Below are 16,606 nucleotides of genomic sequence, written 5' to 3'. Positions count from 1 at the left end.
GGTCATGGTGTCTTCGTGCCACTGGTCGGCCCGCCCCCCATTTCAGCTAGATGAAACCTGGGGCTATACTCGGGTCGTTCCGTACCCCACGCCGGAACGACCAGACCCGAATCCCCGGAAACGACACCATGCGCCCGCAGCCGCTCGCCGCTTGTCTCGCTCTGGCCGTCCTCCTGCCCCTTGGGGCCGCCGCACAGCCCGCTCCTGCTCCTGCCACACCTGCCCCGGCCCCGGCTCCCGCCGCTGCCCCGGCGCCTGCCGCCCCCACCGGCAACTTCGACAATGGCCGTGTCCTGGCCTACACCTGCCAGGGGTGCCATGGCATCACCGGCTACAAGAACGCCTACCCCAGTTACCGGGTGCCGAAGATCGGCGGCCAGACCCAGCAGTACCTGGCCCAGGCCCTGACCGAGTACCGCCAGGGCAAGCGCAGGCATCCGACGATGCAGGCGCAGTCGATGAGTTTCAGCGAACAGGAGATCGCCGATCTCTCTGTTTACCTGTCCACCGTCAAGTAAGGCCCGCCCATGTCGAAAGCCGCGCATCCGATGCGTCACGCCATCGCCCTGTCCGTTGCCCTGCTGCTGGCCGCCTGTTCACAGTCGCAGGTGGAAAACAGCGAGAAATCCGCCGCCGACCCGGGCCATGCCAGCGGCGAACACGGCTCTTCATCCTCCGCCGGCCTGCCACCGGGCCGCGAGGCCGCCGGCGAGGCCCGCGCCAAGGTGAAGAGCAAGGCCACCAACCAGAGCTGCATCGACTGCCACGGCGCCGACGGCAACGCGCCGATCGATGCGACCTACCCGAAGCTCGGTGGGCAGTACGGCGACTATCTGGCGCATGCGCTGCAGGCGTACCGTGCCGGCGACCGCCAGCATGCGCTGATGACCCCACAGGCGAAGGACCTGAGCGATCAGGACATCGCTGATCTGGCGGCGTATTTCGGCAGCCGGCCGAGCCAGCTGCGGGATCTGCACGGGGTCAAATGACCGCCGGCGCCCCGGTGGGTGCGGACCTTGGTCCGCACGGACCGTTGATTGGTGGGTGCGGACCTTGGTCCGTACGGAGGCGTAACCGGCTTCGGTAGGTGCGGACCGTTGGTCCGCACGGATCCCGATATCCACGCATGGCGTGGATCTACTGAGTTCACCGGCAGCGCCGGCGGACGCTCAGCTCAGCCTTCCAGCTCTTCCCAGCGCGCGTACGCCGCATCCAGCTCGGCCTGCACCTTGGCCAGCTGCTGGGTGTGCGCCGCCACTTCAGCGCTGCTGCGGGTGTAAAACGACGGGTCGTTCATCGCCGAGGTCAGCCCTTCGACGTCGCCTTCCAGCTTCTCGATGGTCTTCGGCAGCTGCTCCAGCTCGCGTGCTTCCTTGTAGGCCAGCTTGCGCTTGGGCGCGGCCGGCGTAGCGGCCGCTGCAGCAGGTGCAGCTGCCGCTGGCTTGGCGGCAGCCACCACCGCCGGCGCGGCGGCAATGCTGCTGGCGTACCGCTGCCAGTCGCTGTAGCCACCCACGTACTCACCGATCACGCCGTCGCCTTCCATCACCAGCGTGGAGGTCACCACGTTGTCAATGAAGTCACGGTCATGGCTGACCAGCAGCAGCGTGCCGGTGTACTCGCCCAGCAGCTCTTCCAGCAGCTCCAGGGTTTCCACGTCGAGGTCGTTGGTCGGTTCGTCCATTACCAGCAGGTTGGACGGCTGCGCGAACAGCTTGGCCAGCAGCAGGCGGTTGCGCTCGCCACCGGACAGGCGGGTGATCGGCGCACGCGCACGTTCCGGGGTGAACATGAAGTCCTGCAGGTAGGCATGCACATGCTTGCGCTTGCCGTTGAACTCGAGGAAATCGCGGCCTTCGGCCACGTTCTCGATCGCGCTCCAGTCTTCGCGCAGCACCGCGCGGTACTGGTCGAAATAGGCGATCTGCAGATTGGTGCCCGCGTTGACCTCGCCCTTGGCCGGCTGCAGTTCGCCCAGCAGCAGCTTCAGCAGCGTGGTCTTGCCGCTGCCGTTGGGGCCGATCAGGCCGATGCGGTCGCCACGCAGGATGGTGGTGGTGAAATCGCGGACCATGGTGCGCTCGCCGAAGGCGAACGAAATGTCCTTGACGTCGATGACCTTCTTGCCGGAGCTGACGCCTTGGGCAGCTTCCATCTTGACGTTGCCACTGAGGTCGCGGCGCTGCGAGCGTTCGGTGCGCATCGCCTTCAGGCGGCGCACGCGGCCTTCGTCGCGGGTACGACGGGCCTTGATGCCTTGGCGGATCCAGACTTCTTCCTGCGCCAGCAGCTTGTCGAAACGGGCGTTTTCCTGCGCCTGCGCGTTGAGGCGTTCCTCGCGGCGGCGCTCGTAGTTGGCCCAGTCGCCCGGCCAGCTGGTGACCTGGCCGCGGTCGATCTCGACGATGCGGGTGGCCAGTGCACGCAGGAAGCGACGGTCGTGGGTGACGAACACCACGCTGCCGCTCCAGCCCTTCAGGAACGCTTCCAGCCAGTCGATGGCTTCGATGTCCAGGTGGTTGGTCGGTTCGTCCAGCAGCAACACATCCGGGCTGGACACCAGCGCACGGGCCAGCAGCACGCGGCGCTTCATGCCGCCGGACAGGCGGCCGAACTCGGCCTCGCCATCCAGGTCGAGCTTGGTCAGGGTTTCGCTGACACGCTGGTCCAGGCCCCAGCCGTTGGCGGCGTCGATCTTGGCCTGTACGTTGCCAAGGGCTTCGCCATCGAATACTTCGGCATGGCTGAGGTGGTGGAACTCGGCCAGCCACTGGCCCAGTTCGCCGAGGCCGTCGGCGACGACGTCGAACACCGAGCCAGCAGCGCCGTGCGGCACTTCCTGCTCCAGGCGGGTGACACGCACGCCCTGCTGCACGCGGACTTCGCCGTCATCGGGCTTGTGGTCGCCGGACAGCAGCTTGAGCAGGGTGGATTTGCCGGCGCCGTTGCGGCCGATCAGGGCGATGCGTTCGCCCGGCTCGATCGACAGTTCGGCCTTTTCCAGCAACAACGGGCCGCCGACGCTGAAGTCGACGTTCTGTAGGGTAATCAGAGGCATCCGGCCATTGTACCGGTTGGGGGCGTCGGCCGGGCTGCACCCGGCACCCGCGGTAGTGCCGGCCGCTGGCCGGCAACCTCAACGGCAACGTCAAAAGCGGGTTTCCTGCGGGATGGCGGAGTGGATCCCGCGATCTGTCGGAACGGCATTCTGCTCTGGTGGGTGTCGACCCTGGTCGACACAGTAGATCCACGCCATGCGTGGATGAGCACTACAAGAAGTGTCGATGGATGGAATCAACTGGGGTTCTGATGGATTACCCCACCTCCCCCAGCAACGCCTGCAACCCCGGCAGCCACTGCTTGCCGGGATGCCGTACCAGCCACAGGGTGCGCTGCAGGGCGGGCAACGGGGTCTCAAGCACGCGCAGGCGGCCGAGGGCCAGCGGCTCTTCCAGCGCATGACGCGAGAGACAGGCCAGACCGAGCCCGGCGATGGCGGCCTGCTTGATCGCTTCGGTATTGCCCAGCTGCAGGGTCTGCGCGAAACCGCGCAGGTGCGGCAACAAGGCCTGCTCCACCGCTTCGCGGGTACCCGAGCCCGGTTCGCGCAGCAGCCAGCGTGCGCGGCGCAGTTCGTCCAGCGACCAGCGCGCGGGGGCATCGGTGGCGGCGACGATCACCAGCGGGTCCTGCTGCCAGGCGGTGACCTGCAGGCCGCGCTCGTGGCACGGGCCTTCGATCAGGCCGGCGTCCACGTCCAGTCGCTGCACGGCGGCGACAACGCCGGCACTGTTGTCGATGCGCAGGTCGACCTCGGCCTGTGGCGCCTGGCGCAGCAGATCGGCGATGCGTGGGGGCAGCAGGTAATTGCCGATGGTGGTGCTGGCGGCCAGCACCAGCCGCAGTGGCGCGCCCTGCGACGGGTCACCGCCGGCGGCGAGCTGGCGCTCGAGGTCGGCGGCGTTGACCAGCAGCGTGCGCGCGGGTTCCAACAGGGCGCGGCCGTGGCCATTCAGCGCCAGGCGGCGGCCGATGCGGTCGAACAGGGGCGTGCCGAAGTGCGCTTCCAGCTCCTGCAGGGCGGCGCTGCTGGCCGACTGCGAAAGCGCAATGGCCTGGCCGGCAGCAGTGGTGCTGCCATGGTCGGCGATGGCGACGAAGACCTGCAGCTGGCGCAAGGTCAGGCGCATGGCACTTACCTTCTTGATGGGTAGGTTTCACCCATATTATTCGTTTTACAGGTCAGCGACAGAGGCGCACGCTTGCCCCATCACTCCAGCCCTGCCCCTGCCATGAACGCCCCCGCTCTCTCCCCCTGGTCCCTGCCCGCCCTGCGCCAACGCTGGCAGCCGCGCCTGCCCGGCCTGCTGCTGGTGGGTCTGATCGCGGCAGCGTCGCTGTACCTGGCCGAGCTGCCCTGGCTGCAGGCGCACGGTCTGAGCGCGCTGACAGTGGCCATCGTCGCCGGCATCGTGGTCGGCAACACCCTCTATCCGCGGCTGGCGCCGAGCAGCGCAGCCGGTGTCGGCTTCTCCAAGCACTGGCTGCTGCGCGCCGGCATCGTGCTGTACGGCCTGCGCCTGACCTTCCAGGACATCGGCCATGTCGGCGTCAGCGGCGTGCTGATGGACGTGCTGGTGGTGGCTAGCACCTTCGGCCTGGCCTGCTGGCTGGGCGTGCGTGTGTTCAAGATGGAGCGTGAGGCGGCAATGCTGATCGGTGCCGGCAGCGCGATCTGCGGCGCGGCGGCGGTGATGGCCGCCGAACCAGTGGTGCGCGGCCGTGCTGCGCAGGTCACGGTAGCGGTGTCGACAGTGGTGGTGTTCGGCACGCTGGCGATGTTCCTGTATCCCGCCCTGTATGCGCTGGTGCAGTCGCACGGCTGGCTGGCAATGGACGCGCGCCAGTACGGTCTGTTCACCGGCGCGACGGTGCATGAAGTGGCACAGGTAGTCGCCGCTGGCCGCGCGGTCAACGAAGCGGCGGCTGACACGGCGGTGATCACCAAGATGGTGCGGGTGATGCTGCTGGCACCGTTCCTGGTGGCGCTGTCGCTGTGGCTGGCGCGTGGCGGCAAGGCCAGCGCCGATGGCAGCAAGGCGCGCATTGTGGTGCCGTGGTTCGCTTTTGGTTTCGTGGCGGTGGCCGGGTTCAACTCGCTGCATCTGCTGCCGGCCGGCCTTCAGGCGGGGCTGGTGCAGCTGGATACCGTGCTGCTGGCGATGGCGATGGCCGCGCTGGGCCTGACCACCCACGTCTCGGCGCTGCGCCAGGCCGGCCTGAAGCCGCTGCTGCTGGCACTGATCCTGTTCGCCTGGCTGCTGTTCGGGGGCCTGGCGATCCACCAGGGCGTGCTGGCGGTGCTTGGCTGAGCAGGAGCGTGCCGACCAAGGTCGGCACCCACCAGTAGATCCACGCCATGCGTGGATGGCGGCTCCAATTGGGGGTCAGAGCCCTTTCCTGCGGAAAGGGATCCGACCCCACCCCATTAGGCGGGAGCGGCCGCGCGGACGGGTACAATGCGCCATGACTGACTTCTCGACCCTGCCGCTGAGCCCGGCCCTGCAGCCCGGCCTGGATGCCCTCGGCTACACCACCCTTACCCCCGTGCAGGCGCAGAGCCTGCCGGCCATCCTGGATGGCCGCGATGTGATCGCACAGGCGCCGACCGGCAGCGGCAAGACCGCCGCCTTCGGCCTCGGCCTGCTGCAGGCCATCGACCCCAGCCTGATCCGCGTGCAGGCGCTGGTGCTGTGCCCGACCCGCGAATTGGCCGACCAGGTCGGCAAGCAGATCCGCAAGCTGGCCACCGGCATCCCCAACCTGAAGCTGCTGCTGCTGGTCGGCGGTGTGCCGCTGGGCCCGCAGCTGGCGTCGCTGGAAGGCCACGACCCGCACGTGGTGGTCGGCACTCCTGGCCGTGTGCAGGAGCTTGCACGCAAGCGCGCGCTGAATCTTGGCGCGGTGCGCACGCTGGTGCTGGACGAAGCCGACCGCATGCTCGACATGGGCTTCGAGGAGCCGATCCGCGAGATCGCCGGCCGCACCCACAAGGATCGCCAGAGCCTGCTGTTCTCGGCCACCTTCCCCGACAGCATCCGCACCATGGCGCGTGACCTGCTGCGCGACGCGGTGGAAGTGACCGTGGAGGGTGCCGACCAGGCACCGGCCATCCGCCATCTGTTCTGCGAGGTGGAACCGGCGCACCGCCAGAAGGCGCTGGCTGGCCTGCTGCTGAAGTACACGCCGGAATCGGCGGTGGTGTTCTGCAACACCCGCAAGGACGTGGACGAAGTGGCCAACTCGCTGCAGCAGTTCGGCTTCTCCGCACTGGCCCTGCACGGCGACATGGAGCAGCGCGACCGCGAGGAAGTGTTGTTGCTGCTGGCCAACCGCAGCTGCAACGTACTGGTGGCCAGCGATGTGGCCGCACGCGGCCTGGACGTGGAAGAGCTGGCGGCGGTAATCAACTACGAGCTGCCGACCGACGTGGAGAGCTACCAGCACCGCGTGGGCCGTACTGGCCGTGCTGGTGCCAGCGGCCTGGCGATCAGCCTGGTGGCCGGCCGCGAGAAGACCCGTGCCGAAGCCATCGAAGCGCAGATGGGTCAGCCACTGGACTGGCAGAAGACGCCGCTGGCGACTTCGCGCCCGGCCGAGCTGCCGCAGGCCGCGATGCGCACGCTGCGTATCGACGGTGGCAAGACCGACAAGCTGCGCCCGGGCGATATCCTCGGTGCACTGACCGGCGACGCCGGCCTGTCGAGCAAGTTCATCGGCAAGATCGCGATCTTCCCAACCCGCTCCTATGTGGCGATCGCGCGTGAGCAGGCCAACAAGGCCGTGGCCAAGCTGGAAGCCGGCAAGATCAAGGGCCGACGTTTCCGCGTGCGGATGATGTAACCGGGTGACCTGTAGAGTCGAGCCATGCTCGACTCTGTGGGAACAGCGAACGGCAACAGCGCTGCCACCCAAGGTTGGCAACTACCGGCTCCAGGCCATTCGCTCTGGTAGATGCCAACCTTGGTTGGCACCCACCCTTCGATCAGAACACCAGTTCGGTGTGCAGCGGCAGGTCCGCTTCCCAGCGGGCGCGGCCGCCGAGACCGTCCAGTTCGACCAGCACGCCGGCACCGACCACGTCAACGCCCAGGCGGCGCACCAGCGACAACGCGGCGACCAGCGTGCCACCCGTAGCCAGCACGTCGTCGATGATTGCCACGCGGGCACCGGCCGGCAGCGCATCGGCGTGCACTTCGATGCAGTCGCTGCGGTATTCCAGCGTGTATTCCTCGCGCAGCACCTGGCCCGGCAGCTTGCCCGGCTTGCGCACCGGCACGAAGCCGACGCCCAGTTCCAGCGCCATCGCGGCGCCGAGGATGAAGCCGCGCGATTCGATGCCGACCACCGCGTCCAGCTTCTGGTCGCGCCAGCGGTCGGCCATCGCGGTGATGGCACCGCGGAAGTCCTCGCCGTGGGCGAGCAGCGGCATGATGTCCTTGAACAGGATGCCGGGCTTGGGGAAGTCGGCGATGTCGCGCAGGCGGGAGGCCCACTGCGGAGCGACGATGGCGTCGGTCATGTCACGTTGGCTATCTGATGGCGGCATAGGGTACCTGTTCCGGGCGCCGCCTGCCTGTTGGGGGTGTTCGGCCGGGCTGCGCCCGGCACCTGCAGAGGCTACCGCGCAAGCAAAAGCGAAAGCAAAAGCCGCATTCCGAGAGATGGCGGGGTGGGTCCGGTTGCGGGAGACGCCGTAAACCCGTCCATGGGGGCTTGGCCGCGGCATCCATGCCGCGGACACTCCCGCAACCGGACCCACCCCGCCTTCGACAGACTTCTGCGATCTGTTGATCCATGCGATGCGTGGATGGATCTCTATCGAAATCGAATGTTTCGAGAATTGAACGAAGAGCATCCACGCATGGCGTGGATCTACCGTGTCGACCAAGGTCGACACCTACCCACAGCAGCGGGAATCTGTCGGAGGCGGGGCGGTGTGGGGCTGCAGGACCGTTGGCGCCATGGATGGCGCCATCGAGCCCCCATGGACGGGTTTACGGCGTGTCCTGCAGCCCCACACCGCCCCGCCAGACCACGGAATCCGCTTTTGCTCTGGCTGTTGCCCTGGCCTCTGCGGGTGCAGGGCGCAGCCCTGCCGAAACCCACCCTCAGGAACTGCAGGACAGCATCGAGCAGCCGGCGCGGTTGTCGGCCCACGCCGGGCGCTTGCCGGCGAAATGCTCCAGCCCGGCACGCTCGGTGTACGGATCACGCAGTACGTCCTGCAACGCATGAACACCGCCGAGGTCGCCCTGTTCGGCGCGGTCGATGGCTTCCTGCGCCAACCAGTTGCGCAGCACATACAGCGGATTGGCCGCGGCCATCTTCGCCGTGCGTTCGCTGGCCGACAACGGATCGGCCTGCAACCGTGCCGCGTAGTCCTGCAGCCACTGCTGCAACGGTGCCTGCACCGCCTGCTGGCGCGCCTCGTCGTAGTACACCGCGTCCAGCAGCGCCGCATCCGCTGCCGTCGGATCGAGGCGCATCAGCGCGCGCCAGGCCAGGGTCATGTCCATGGCACCGTCCTGCATCAACTGCTGCCAGCGCAGGTAGAGCTGCAGGTCGTCATCGTCGGCAGCGGCCAGGCCCAGCTTGGCTGCGGCATCGCGACGGGTGCAGGCCACGAAGGTGGACTGGTAGGCCGCCAGACCGGCCTGCAGCGGCGCCACATCGGCGAACAACGGCGACAACGCCTGGGCCAATCGGCTCAGGTTCCAGTACGCCACCTGCGGCTGGGTACCGAAGCGATAACGCCGGCCCTGCGCGTCGGTGGTGTTCGGCGTCCAGTCCGGATCGAAATCCTCGACCCAGCCGTAAGGGCCGTAATCGAGTGTGAGGCCGAGCACGGACAGGTTGTCGGTGTTCATCACGCCATGCACGAAACCCACGCGCATCCAGTGCGCGATCATCTCGGCGGTGCGCACCGCGATCTGCGCGAACCAGTCGCCATACAGCGCCTCGCCCTGCCCTTCGAGCTCCGGAAAGTCGCGGGCGATGCAGGCGTCGACCAACTGCTGGAGCAACGCGGTTTCGCCACGCGAGGCCGGCAGTTCGAAGGAACCAAAGCGCAGGAACGACGGCGATACCCGGCACACGATGGCACCCGGCTCCGCGCGCGGGTGGCCGTCGTAGAACATGTCACGCACCACGTCGTCGCCGGTACCGACCAGCGACAACGCGCGCGTGGTCGGCACCCCCAGATGGTGCATGGCCTCGCTGCACAGGAATTCGCGGATGGACGAGCGCAGCACCGCGCGGCCATCGGCGCCGCGCGAATACGGCGTCGGTCCGGCACCCTTCAGCTGCAGTTCCCAGTGACGGCCATCGGGTGCGACCAGTTCGCCCAGCGAGATCGCGCGGCCGTCGCCGAGCTGGCCCGCCCAATGGCCGAACTGATGGCCACCGTAGTTGGCCGCCCATGGCTGCATGCCTGCATACAGTGCGTTGCCACCGAATACACGCGCGAAACCTTCGCTCTCGACCTCAGCGGTATCGAAGCCGAGCATCGCGGCGACGTCCGGCGCCCAGGCCAGCAGCGTGGGCGCCGTCACCGGGGTCGGCATCACCGGCGACCAGGCCGCGCCCAGCACTTCGCGGCGGCGCGGGCCGGATTCGGGGTCGCCCGGCAGGGTATGCAGCAGGCGGTTGTCGAAACGGGGGCTGTCGGTATCCATGGTGCTGAAGATGGGGGCGACGGCCGCCCGCCTCAATTGCCGCTGAGCGCCTGCAGGTGGCCGCCGTGGGCCTCGGCACGCTGGTAGGCCGGGCGCTCACCGATACGCTTGAGGAAGCCACGCAGTGCCGGCTTGTCGTCGAGGCCACCACCGCGCGCGGCAGCGGCCTGGATCGGGAAGCTCATCTGGATGTCGGCCGCACTGAAGCGCTCACCGGCAAACCACGGGCTTTCGGCCAGGCGGCGCTCCATCCAGTCCAGGTGCAGGCGCCGCTGCGGGCCGATGAAGCCGCGCTCGGCCTTGTCGGCAATGCTGCGTGCGATCGGGCGGGCGAAGAACGGCATCGGCGCGCTGCGGATGCGACCGATCACCAGGGTCAGCAGCAGCGGCGGCATCGCCGAGCCTTCGGCGTAGTGCAGCCAGTAGCGGTAGGCGATGCGCTCGGCACCATCGGCAGGCGTCGGCGACGGCGACAGCTGGCGCTGGGTGTCGTAGCGGTCAGCGAGGTAGTCGAGGATCGCCCCGGACTCGGCCAGTACCAGCTCGCCATCCTGCAGCACCGGCGACTTGCCCAGCGGGTGCACGTTGCGCAGTTCCGGCGGCGCCAGCAGCGTCTTCGGATCACGCGGATAGCGGCGCAGTTCGTAGTCCAGCCCCAGCTCCTCCAGCATCCACAGCACGCGCAGGGAACGGGAGTTTTCCAGATGGTGGACGATGCGCATGGGGGGTGATCCTTGGGGAGGCCCACATCGTACCGCGCGCAGTGCATGCCCTTTGTAGAGTCGAGCCATGCTCGACTGGCTTTGAGAACAGTCGAGCGTGGCTCGACTCTACAAAAAACGGCGGGCAATAAAAAACGCCGGAAGCTTTCGCTTCCGGCGTTCTGGCTACCAAACGGTAGCAGACGGATTAGACCGCCTGCACCTGGTCAGCCTGCATACCCTTCTGACCCTGGACGGCGATGAAGGTAACCTTCTGGCCTTCCTGCAGGGTCTTGAAGCCGGTGCCCTGGATGGCACGGAAGTGCACAAACAGGTCCGGGCCGCTTTCCGGGGTGATGAAGCCGAAGCCCTTGGCGTCGTTGAACCACTTGACGGTGCCGGTCTGACGATCAGACATTTGACTAACTCCTGAAACACATGTTGAAAAAATCGCAGCCACCGGGTATCGGGGCCGAGACTGAGTTGCAGGCGTTGGTAAAGCGGATCGATGAGCGGATCGTGAGATCAACTGCACCAGGCCACGATTCACGGTGACCCTAGCAAACACAGTGGGACGAACGATACGCGTGTTTTCTGCAAAAAGCGATAGCCCGGACGTTCATGGGCAGACCCCGCCCGCTAGACGTGACAAGGGCTGGCAGCCGATCGAGGCTAACTCCGAGTCCCCATTCAGGATTTTCCTACCCTACACTGGGTAAATGACTGAAGCTGAAACCCAAGCTGAACCCGCTCTCCCACGCATCTGGGTAGACGCGGACGCCTGCCCCACCGTCATTCGCGACATCCTGTTCCGTGCCGCTGAACGCGTTGGGATCGAGCTGACCCTGGTCGCCAACCAGTGGATCCGGACCCCGCCCTCACGCTGGCTGCGCTCGATCCAGGTCCCCCAGGGCCTGGACGTGGCCGACAGCGCCATCGTCGAGCGGGTCGCCGCCGGTGACCTGGTGGTCACCCAGGACATCCCGCTGGCCGCACTGGTGCTGGAAAAGAAGGCGGTGGCGCTGAACCCGCGTGGCCAGCTGTACACCCCGAACAACATGGCCGAGCGGCTGTCGATGCGCAATTTCATGGAAGAGCTGCGCGGCGCAGGGGTGCAGACCGGGGGCCCACCGCCGCTGGGACCCCGTGACCGGCAGCTGTTCGCCGCCGAACTGGACCGCTGGCTGGCGCGGCGCCCGGTTCGCTGAACGGCCCTACCCGCCCAGGCCGGGCAGGCACAGGCGGCGCTGGCTGCTGAACCGCCTGGGCTCGCCGCTCAATGGATCGTCGAAGGCCAGCCCCTGCGCCAGCAGCTGCAGGGGCGCCTCGACCGTTTCATCCGGGCGCAGCATCAGCTGTGGATACAGGTCATCGCCCTCGATGGGGGCGCCCAGCATCGCCATATGCACGCGCAGCTGGTGTTTGCGGCCGGTTTCCGGCCGCAACCGGTAGCGCCAGACCGGCCCCTCGGCCTCGATCAGCTCGATCCGGCTGCGGGCATTGGGCTCGCCCGGCACTTCGGCCATGCGGAAGAACGGCTCCCCTGGCACCAGCCGGCTGTCCCGCTGCAACGGAAACGCCAGCCCCGGCAGCGCCGGTGCCAGCGCCTCGTAGGTCTTCCCGATGCGCCGCTCGCGGAACAGCCGCTGGTAGGCATCACGCGTGCCTGCCTGGGTGGAAAACAGCACCAGGCCGGCGGTCAGCCGGTCCAAGCGGTGCAGCGGCACCAGCTCGGTGTTGCCGGTGCGGACGACCAGGCGCGAGAGCAGGGTTTCCCGTACATACCCACCGGCCGGCGTCACCGGCAGGAAGTGCGGCTTGTCGGCCACCAGCAGGTGCGCATCCAGATGCAGGATGGTCTCGGCGAAGGGAATCACCGGCTCGTCGGCCACCTCGCGGAAGTACTGGATTTCCAGCCCCACCTGCCAAGGCATGTCCGGCGCCAGTGCCCTGCCCTGCGCATCCTGCACGCGGCCTCGGGCGAAGCGGTCCTGCCATTGCGCACGGTCGATGCGCGGGAAACGCGCGCACAGGCCATCGAGCAGGCTGGACCAGTGGCCGGGTGGCAGCTGCAGGCGGCTGGGCAAGGTCATGGCGTCCACTCCGGCCACGGGAAAGAGCGCAAGAGTGCCACCGTTGACGCTGCGCAGACAGACCGGCAACGGACACCCCTGGAGCAAACCTCTATCATTGTCGTCTTTAGTCCACGGACCCCCCATGGCCCTCACCGCCACCATCCGCAAGGCCGAACTGCAGATCAGCGACATGGATCGCGGCTACTACGCGACCCACAACCTGACCCTGGCCCAGCACCCGTCCGAGACCGACGATCGCCTGATGGTGCGCCTGCTCGCCTTCGCGCTGAACGCCAGCGACCGCCTGGAATTCGGCCGCGGCCTGAGCACCGATGACGAGCCGGATCTGTGGGAACACGACTACACCGGCGACATCCTGCAGTGGATCGACCTGGGCCATCCGGACGAATCGCGCATCCGCAAGGCCAGCAACCGCAGCCGCCAGGTGCAGGTGATCAACTACGGCGGCAACGCCTCGGAGATCTGGTGGGGCAAGCAGAGCAAGGGCCTGGCACGCTTCGACAATCTCTCGGTGGTTGATCTGGACGGTGAATTCGTCGAGCGCTGGGGCCAGCAGATCCAGCGCGCCATGCGCTGGAGCGTGCTGATCCAGGACGGTGAAGTGCAGCTGCTCAACGACCAGATCCAGCTCGACGTGATCCCGAACTGGCGCAAGCGCGCCAAGGCATGAGCACGATCCGTTGCGACGTGGTTGTCATCGGCGCCGGTGCGGCCGGGCTGATGACCGCGATCACGGCTGGCCAGCGCGGCCGCCAGGTGCAGGTGATCGACCATGCCAACAAGGTCGGCAAGAAGATCCTGATGTCCGGCGGTGGCCGCTGCAACTTCACCAACACCGGCACCACCCCGGCCAACTTCCTGTCGGCCAACCCGCACTTCTGCAAGTCGGCACTGGCGCGCTACACGCCCTGGCACTTCATCGAGCTGGTCAGCAAGCACGGCATCGCGTATCACGAAAAAGAGCTGGGCCAGTTGTTCTGCGATGTCTCGTCCAAGCAGATCGTGAAGATGCTGGTGGACGAATGCCAGGCGGCAGGCGTGCAGGTGCGTACCGACTGCAGCGTGCAGCGCATCGAGCATGGCAGCGATGGATTCCGCGTGCACACCACGCAGGGCCTGTTCCATTGCGCCTCGCTGGTGGTGGCCACCGGCGGCCTCTCCATTCCCAGCATGGGCGCCAGCGGCTTCGGCTATGAAGTGGCCCGACAGTTCGGCCACCAGGTGCTGCCGACCCGCGCCGGGCTGGTGCCGCTGACGCTCAGCGGCAAGCACCAGGAACGGCTGGCCGACCTCAGCGGCGTCGCTCTGCCCATCGAGGCGCGCTGCAACGGAAAGAGCTTCCAGAATTTCATGCTGCTGACCCATCGCGGCGTGAGTGGCCCGGCGATCCTGCAGATCTCCTCGTTCTGGCAACCCGGCGACGCGCTGGAGCTGGACCTGCTGCCCGGCCAGGATGCCGGCGAGTGGTTGCGCCAGATGAAGCGCGAACGTCCTGCCGCCGAGCTGCGCACGGTGCTGGGCGAGGTACTGCCGAAGCGGCTGGCACAGCGGTTGTGCGAACACTGGCTGCCCGACCGGCCCGTGCGCCAGCTGGACGAGCCGGTGCTGCGCCAGGCCGCGCAGCTGCTGGGCGCGTTCCCGCTGGTGGCCAGTGGTACCGAGGGCTACCGCACCGCCGAGGTCACCCTGGGCGGCGTGGATACCGCCGAGGTCTCGTCCTCGACGATGGAATCCAAGCGCGTGCCCGGCCTGCATTTCGTCGGCGAGGTGCTGGATGTGACCGGCTGGCTGGGCGGCTACAACTTCCAGTGGGCCTGGGCCAGCGGCCACGCAGCCGGTGGCGTGGTGTGAACCACATCGCCGTTCAATGCGTGCAAGGGGTGCGCGCATGGACGGTTCGCCGCGCATCGTGTATCTAGATTTGCAGATTGGGGAGCAGTGCATGCAGAACGCGAACGACATCACCATCCGCCTGCTGATCGTCGATGACAGCGGCGAGAATGCCGAAGCCATCGTCAGCACGCTGCGCAACAGCGGCATCGCGGTACGCCCGTGGCGTCCGCAGGATGCAGCCGAGCTGGCCCAGGTGCTGGCCAGCCAGGCCATCGACCTGGTGCTGGCTTCGCCCTCCCAGGGCATCCCGCTGCCACTGGTGGCCCAGCATATTGCTGCCAGCGGCAAGGACATTCCACTGGTACTGCTGGCCGAGCGCATCGACGAGGACGAACTGGTGCAGGCCAGCAGCCATGGCATCCGCGCCCTCGCCCTGCGCCAACGTCCGGAGCATCTGCTCGCCGTGGTCCGTGACCAGTGGGTGGACCTGCAGGCGCGTCGTGGCCTGCGCCGCATCGAGGCGCAGATGCGCGAGACCGAGCGCCGCTGCGACGCGCTGATCGCCTCCTCGCGCGACCCCATCGCCTACGTGCATGAAGGCATGCACATCCGCGCCAACGACGCCTATCTGGAGATGTTCGGTTACGAGCATTTCGACGACATCGAAGGCATCTCGCTGCTGGACATGGTCGCCGCCCAGCACGTGGAGGGCTTCAAGCAGCTGCTGAAGGGCCTCAGCCGTGGCGAGGCGCCGCCGCCCCAGTACCAGCTCGACGCGCGCCACGAGGATGGCAGTGCGTTCCCGGCGACGATGGAGTTTGCCGCTGCCACCTACGAAGGCGAATCCTGCCTGCAGGTGGTGCTCCGCCGCCGCATGGAATTCGACCCCGAGCTGGCACGTGAGGTCGAGGACCTGCGCCAGCGCGACCAGGTCACCGGCCTGCTCAATCGCCCGACCTTCATGCTGCAGCTGGAAAGCGCGGTGGCCCAGGCCGGGCGCAGCGAAGGCCAGTTCGGCCTGCTGCTGATCGAGCCGGACCACTACGCGCGCCTGCTGCCGGACATTGGCCTGGCCTCGGCCGACACCCTGATCGGCGCGCTCGCCGCGCTGCTGGCCGAAGTCGTTGGCGAAGACGCACAGCTGGCCCGCTTCGGCGAGCACAATTTCGCCGTGCTGCAGGCCGGGCCCTATGCGCAGACCGTGGCACTGGCCGAGCGCATCCGCGAAGCCTACGCCGCGCACGTCTTCAGCATCGGCGCACGCTCGGCCACGGTAACGGTCAGCATCGGTGGCGTGCAGGTGGGCGAGAAGATCGCCAGTATCGGCCAGGTGCTGGCACGCGCCAGCGAATGCACGCAGGCCGCCGCAGAACTGGGCAACACCTGCCGCATCTTCGACCCGGCCGCCGCCGACCGCGTGGAGGAAGAACGCGTGCTGCGCTGGGTCGCCCGTATCCGTGAAGCGCTGGCCGGTGACGGCTTCCAGCTGCACTACCAGCCGGTGCTGAACCTGCAGGGCGAGTCGCTGGAGCTGTATGAGGCCTACCTGCGCCTGGAGCACAATGGCGAACTGCTGAGCCCGACCGCGTTCCTCGGTATCGCGGAGGAGCACGGCCTGCTGGCCGACATCAACCGCTGGGTGGTGTCACGGGCCATCGCGGTGCTGGGCCAGCGTGCACGCGAAGGCCATGCCACGCAGATGCTGGTGAAAGTGACGCCGGAATCCTTCGACGACCCGCAGATGATCGCTACCCTGCGCCGCGAGCTGCAGGCTCAGGGTGTGCCCGGCGAACGGCTGTGGCTGCATGCGCCGGAAGCGAAGGTGTTCACCCACCTGCGCAGTGCACAGCAGTTCCTTGCCGAAGTAGCACCGCTGGGCTGCCGCATCGGCCTGGAGCAGTTCGGTTCGGGGCTGGATTCGTTCCAGCTGCTGGCCCACTTCCAGCCGCAGTTCCTCAAGCTGGACCGTGGCTTCACCAGCGACCTGGCAGCCACCCGCGAGAACATCGACCGCATCAGCCAGATCACCGCGCGCGCGCAGGAAGCCGGCATCCGCACCATCGCCGAGTTCGTCAGCGATGCCAATTCGATGACGTTGCTGTTCAGTGCCGGCGTGGACTACGTGCAGGGCGACTTCGTTGGCCCGGCGTTGCCGGAGATGGGTTTCGAGTTCGGATGACCGATGGTAGTGCCGGCCGCTGGCCGGCAACCTCAGGTACCCGGGATTGCCGGCCAGCGG

15 protein-coding genes are annotated in these 16,606 nt (G+C 67.4%); 8 read left to right on the top strand and 7 right to left on the bottom strand.

Annotation, left to right across the window (positions count from 1 at the left end; all coding sequences use genetic code 11):
* The first annotated feature begins 128 nt into the window (after positions 1 to 128).
* Positions 129 to 518, top strand: a complete 390-nt coding sequence (locus ACZK4Z_RS08835) for a c-type cytochrome (RefSeq protein WP_005413034.1) — start codon at positions 129 to 131, stop codon at positions 516 to 518.
* 9 nt (positions 519 to 527) lie between these two features.
* Positions 528 to 989: a c-type cytochrome gene (locus ACZK4Z_RS08830; RefSeq protein WP_006361215.1), complete on the top strand. Its 462-nt coding sequence runs from the start codon at positions 528 to 530 to the stop codon at positions 987 to 989.
* Positions 990 to 1,174: 185 nt separating this feature from the next.
* Here ACZK4Z_RS08830 and ACZK4Z_RS08825 read toward each other — a convergent pair whose 3' ends face one another.
* Together ACZK4Z_RS08825 and ACZK4Z_RS08820 are read right to left on the bottom strand one after the other, a co-directional pair.
* Positions 1,175 to 3,058 (bottom strand): ATP-binding cassette domain-containing protein, encoded by a 1,884-nt coding sequence (locus tag ACZK4Z_RS08825; RefSeq protein WP_180836829.1) that lies wholly within the window; start codon positions 3,056 to 3,058, stop codon positions 1,175 to 1,177.
* 256 nt (positions 3,059 to 3,314) lie between these two features.
* Positions 3,315 to 4,190, bottom strand: a complete 876-nt coding sequence (locus tag ACZK4Z_RS08820) for a LysR family transcriptional regulator (RefSeq protein ID WP_125895769.1) — start codon at positions 4,188 to 4,190, stop codon at positions 3,315 to 3,317.
* A gap of 102 nt (positions 4,191 to 4,292) precedes the next feature.
* Between ACZK4Z_RS08820 and ACZK4Z_RS08815 the strand changes: the two genes are divergently transcribed.
* Together ACZK4Z_RS08815 and dbpA are read left to right on the top strand one after the other, a co-directional pair.
* Positions 4,293 to 5,372 (top strand): YeiH family protein, encoded by a 1,080-nt coding sequence (locus tag ACZK4Z_RS08815; RefSeq protein WP_253144384.1) that lies wholly within the window; start codon positions 4,293 to 4,295, stop codon positions 5,370 to 5,372.
* A 154-nt stretch (positions 5,373 to 5,526) separates the two neighbouring features.
* On the top strand, positions 5,527 to 6,903 hold the full coding sequence (gene dbpA / locus ACZK4Z_RS08810) for an ATP-dependent RNA helicase DbpA (RefSeq protein WP_049461879.1): 1,377 nt from the start codon (positions 5,527 to 5,529) through the stop codon (positions 6,901 to 6,903).
* Between the two features lie 142 nt (positions 6,904 to 7,045).
* Here dbpA and ACZK4Z_RS08805 read toward each other — a convergent pair whose 3' ends face one another.
* From ACZK4Z_RS08805 to ACZK4Z_RS08790, 4 genes are all read right to left on the bottom strand, one after another.
* Positions 7,046 to 7,582 carry an adenine phosphoribosyltransferase gene (locus tag ACZK4Z_RS08805; protein ID WP_032969786.1) on the bottom strand — a complete coding sequence of 179 codons (537 nt, stop codon included), beginning with the start codon at positions 7,580 to 7,582 and terminating at the stop codon, positions 7,046 to 7,048.
* 589 nt (positions 7,583 to 8,171) lie between these two features.
* Positions 8,172 to 9,737, bottom strand: a complete 1,566-nt coding sequence (locus tag ACZK4Z_RS08800) for a protein adenylyltransferase SelO (protein WP_180836821.1) — start codon at positions 9,735 to 9,737, stop codon at positions 8,172 to 8,174.
* Positions 9,738 to 9,769: 32 nt separating this feature from the next.
* On the bottom strand, positions 9,770 to 10,459 hold the full coding sequence (locus ACZK4Z_RS08795; RefSeq protein ID WP_180836819.1) for a glutathione S-transferase family protein: 690 nt from the start codon (positions 10,457 to 10,459) through the stop codon (positions 9,770 to 9,772).
* A 187-nt stretch (positions 10,460 to 10,646) separates the two neighbouring features.
* Complete coding sequence (locus ACZK4Z_RS08790) at positions 10,647 to 10,856, bottom strand: cold-shock protein (RefSeq protein ID WP_004153307.1); 210 nt, start codon at positions 10,854 to 10,856, stop codon at positions 10,647 to 10,649.
* 301 nt (positions 10,857 to 11,157) lie between these two features.
* Here ACZK4Z_RS08790 and ACZK4Z_RS08785 point away from each other — a divergent pair, with 301 nt between their 5' ends.
* Entirely contained in the window at positions 11,158 to 11,646 is a 489-nt protein-coding gene (locus ACZK4Z_RS08785; protein WP_010484520.1) for a YaiI/YqxD family protein, read from the top strand.
* A 6-nt stretch (positions 11,647 to 11,652) separates the two neighbouring features.
* Here the strand turns inward: ACZK4Z_RS08785 and ACZK4Z_RS08780 are convergent, their stop codons facing one another.
* Positions 11,653 to 12,531, bottom strand: coding sequence for a pseudouridine synthase (locus tag ACZK4Z_RS08780; protein WP_125895965.1), 879 nt, complete (start codon positions 12,529 to 12,531; stop codon positions 11,653 to 11,655).
* Between the two features lie 124 nt (positions 12,532 to 12,655).
* On the opposite strand from ACZK4Z_RS08780, the gene ACZK4Z_RS08775 reads away from it, so the two are divergent.
* The 3 genes from ACZK4Z_RS08775 (at position 12,656) to ACZK4Z_RS08765 (ending at position 16,546) form a co-directional block, all read left to right on the top strand.
* Entirely contained in the window at positions 12,656 to 13,204 is a 549-nt protein-coding gene (locus tag ACZK4Z_RS08775; protein WP_125895966.1) for a YaeQ family protein, read from the top strand.
* Positions 13,201 to 14,385, top strand: coding sequence for a BaiN/RdsA family NAD(P)/FAD-dependent oxidoreductase (locus ACZK4Z_RS08770; RefSeq protein WP_121503055.1), 1,185 nt, complete (start codon positions 13,201 to 13,203; stop codon positions 14,383 to 14,385). The genes ACZK4Z_RS08775 and ACZK4Z_RS08770 overlap by 4 nt, the downstream gene beginning before the upstream one ends.
* A gap of 91 nt (positions 14,386 to 14,476) precedes the next feature.
* Positions 14,477 to 16,546: a GGDEF/EAL domain-containing response regulator gene (locus ACZK4Z_RS08765; RefSeq protein ID WP_121503054.1), complete on the top strand. Its 2,070-nt coding sequence runs from the start codon at positions 14,477 to 14,479 to the stop codon at positions 16,544 to 16,546.
* The last annotated feature ends 60 nt before the right edge of the window (positions 16,547 to 16,606 follow it).

This window comes from Stenotrophomonas sp. 71799_Sma, from assembly GCF_056482505.1.
This window is presented reverse-complemented; position numbering and strand designations above follow the sequence as displayed.

Coding starts and splice junctions, on each gene's coding strand:
- ACZK4Z_RS08815 (WP_253144384.1), top strand. CDS start 4,293: ATGAACGCCCCCGCTCTCTCCCCCTGGTCCCTGCCCGCCCTGCGCCAA.
- ACZK4Z_RS08770 (WP_121503055.1), top strand. CDS start 13,201: ATGAGCACGATCCGTTGCGACGTGGTTGTCATCGGCGCCGGTGCGGCC.
- ACZK4Z_RS08785 (WP_010484520.1), top strand. CDS start 11,158: ATGACTGAAGCTGAAACCCAAGCTGAACCCGCTCTCCCACGCATCTGG.
- ACZK4Z_RS08765 (WP_121503054.1), top strand. CDS start 14,477: ATGCAGAACGCGAACGACATCACCATCCGCCTGCTGATCGTCGATGAC.
- ACZK4Z_RS08830 (WP_006361215.1), top strand. CDS start 528: ATGTCGAAAGCCGCGCATCCGATGCGTCACGCCATCGCCCTGTCCGTT.
- ACZK4Z_RS08800 (WP_180836821.1), bottom strand. CDS start 9,737: ATGGATACCGACAGCCCCCGTTTCGACAACCGCCTGCTGCATACCCTG.
- ACZK4Z_RS08780 (WP_125895965.1), bottom strand. CDS start 12,531: ATGACCTTGCCCAGCCGCCTGCAGCTGCCACCCGGCCACTGGTCCAGC.
- ACZK4Z_RS08835 (WP_005413034.1), top strand. CDS start 129: ATGCGCCCGCAGCCGCTCGCCGCTTGTCTCGCTCTGGCCGTCCTCCTG.
- dbpA (WP_049461879.1), top strand. CDS start 5,527: ATGACTGACTTCTCGACCCTGCCGCTGAGCCCGGCCCTGCAGCCCGGC.
- ACZK4Z_RS08805 (WP_032969786.1), bottom strand. CDS start 7,582: ATGACCGACGCCATCGTCGCTCCGCAGTGGGCCTCCCGCCTGCGCGAC.
- ACZK4Z_RS08775 (WP_125895966.1), top strand. CDS start 12,656: ATGGCCCTCACCGCCACCATCCGCAAGGCCGAACTGCAGATCAGCGAC.
- ACZK4Z_RS08820 (WP_125895769.1), bottom strand. CDS start 4,190: ATGCGCCTGACCTTGCGCCAGCTGCAGGTCTTCGTCGCCATCGCCGAC.
- ACZK4Z_RS08790 (WP_004153307.1), bottom strand. CDS start 10,856: ATGTCTGATCGTCAGACCGGCACCGTCAAGTGGTTCAACGACGCCAAG.
- ACZK4Z_RS08825 (WP_180836829.1), bottom strand. CDS start 3,058: ATGCCTCTGATTACCCTACAGAACGTCGACTTCAGCGTCGGCGGCCCG.
- ACZK4Z_RS08795 (WP_180836819.1), bottom strand. CDS start 10,459: ATGCGCATCGTCCACCATCTGGAAAACTCCCGTTCCCTGCGCGTGCTG.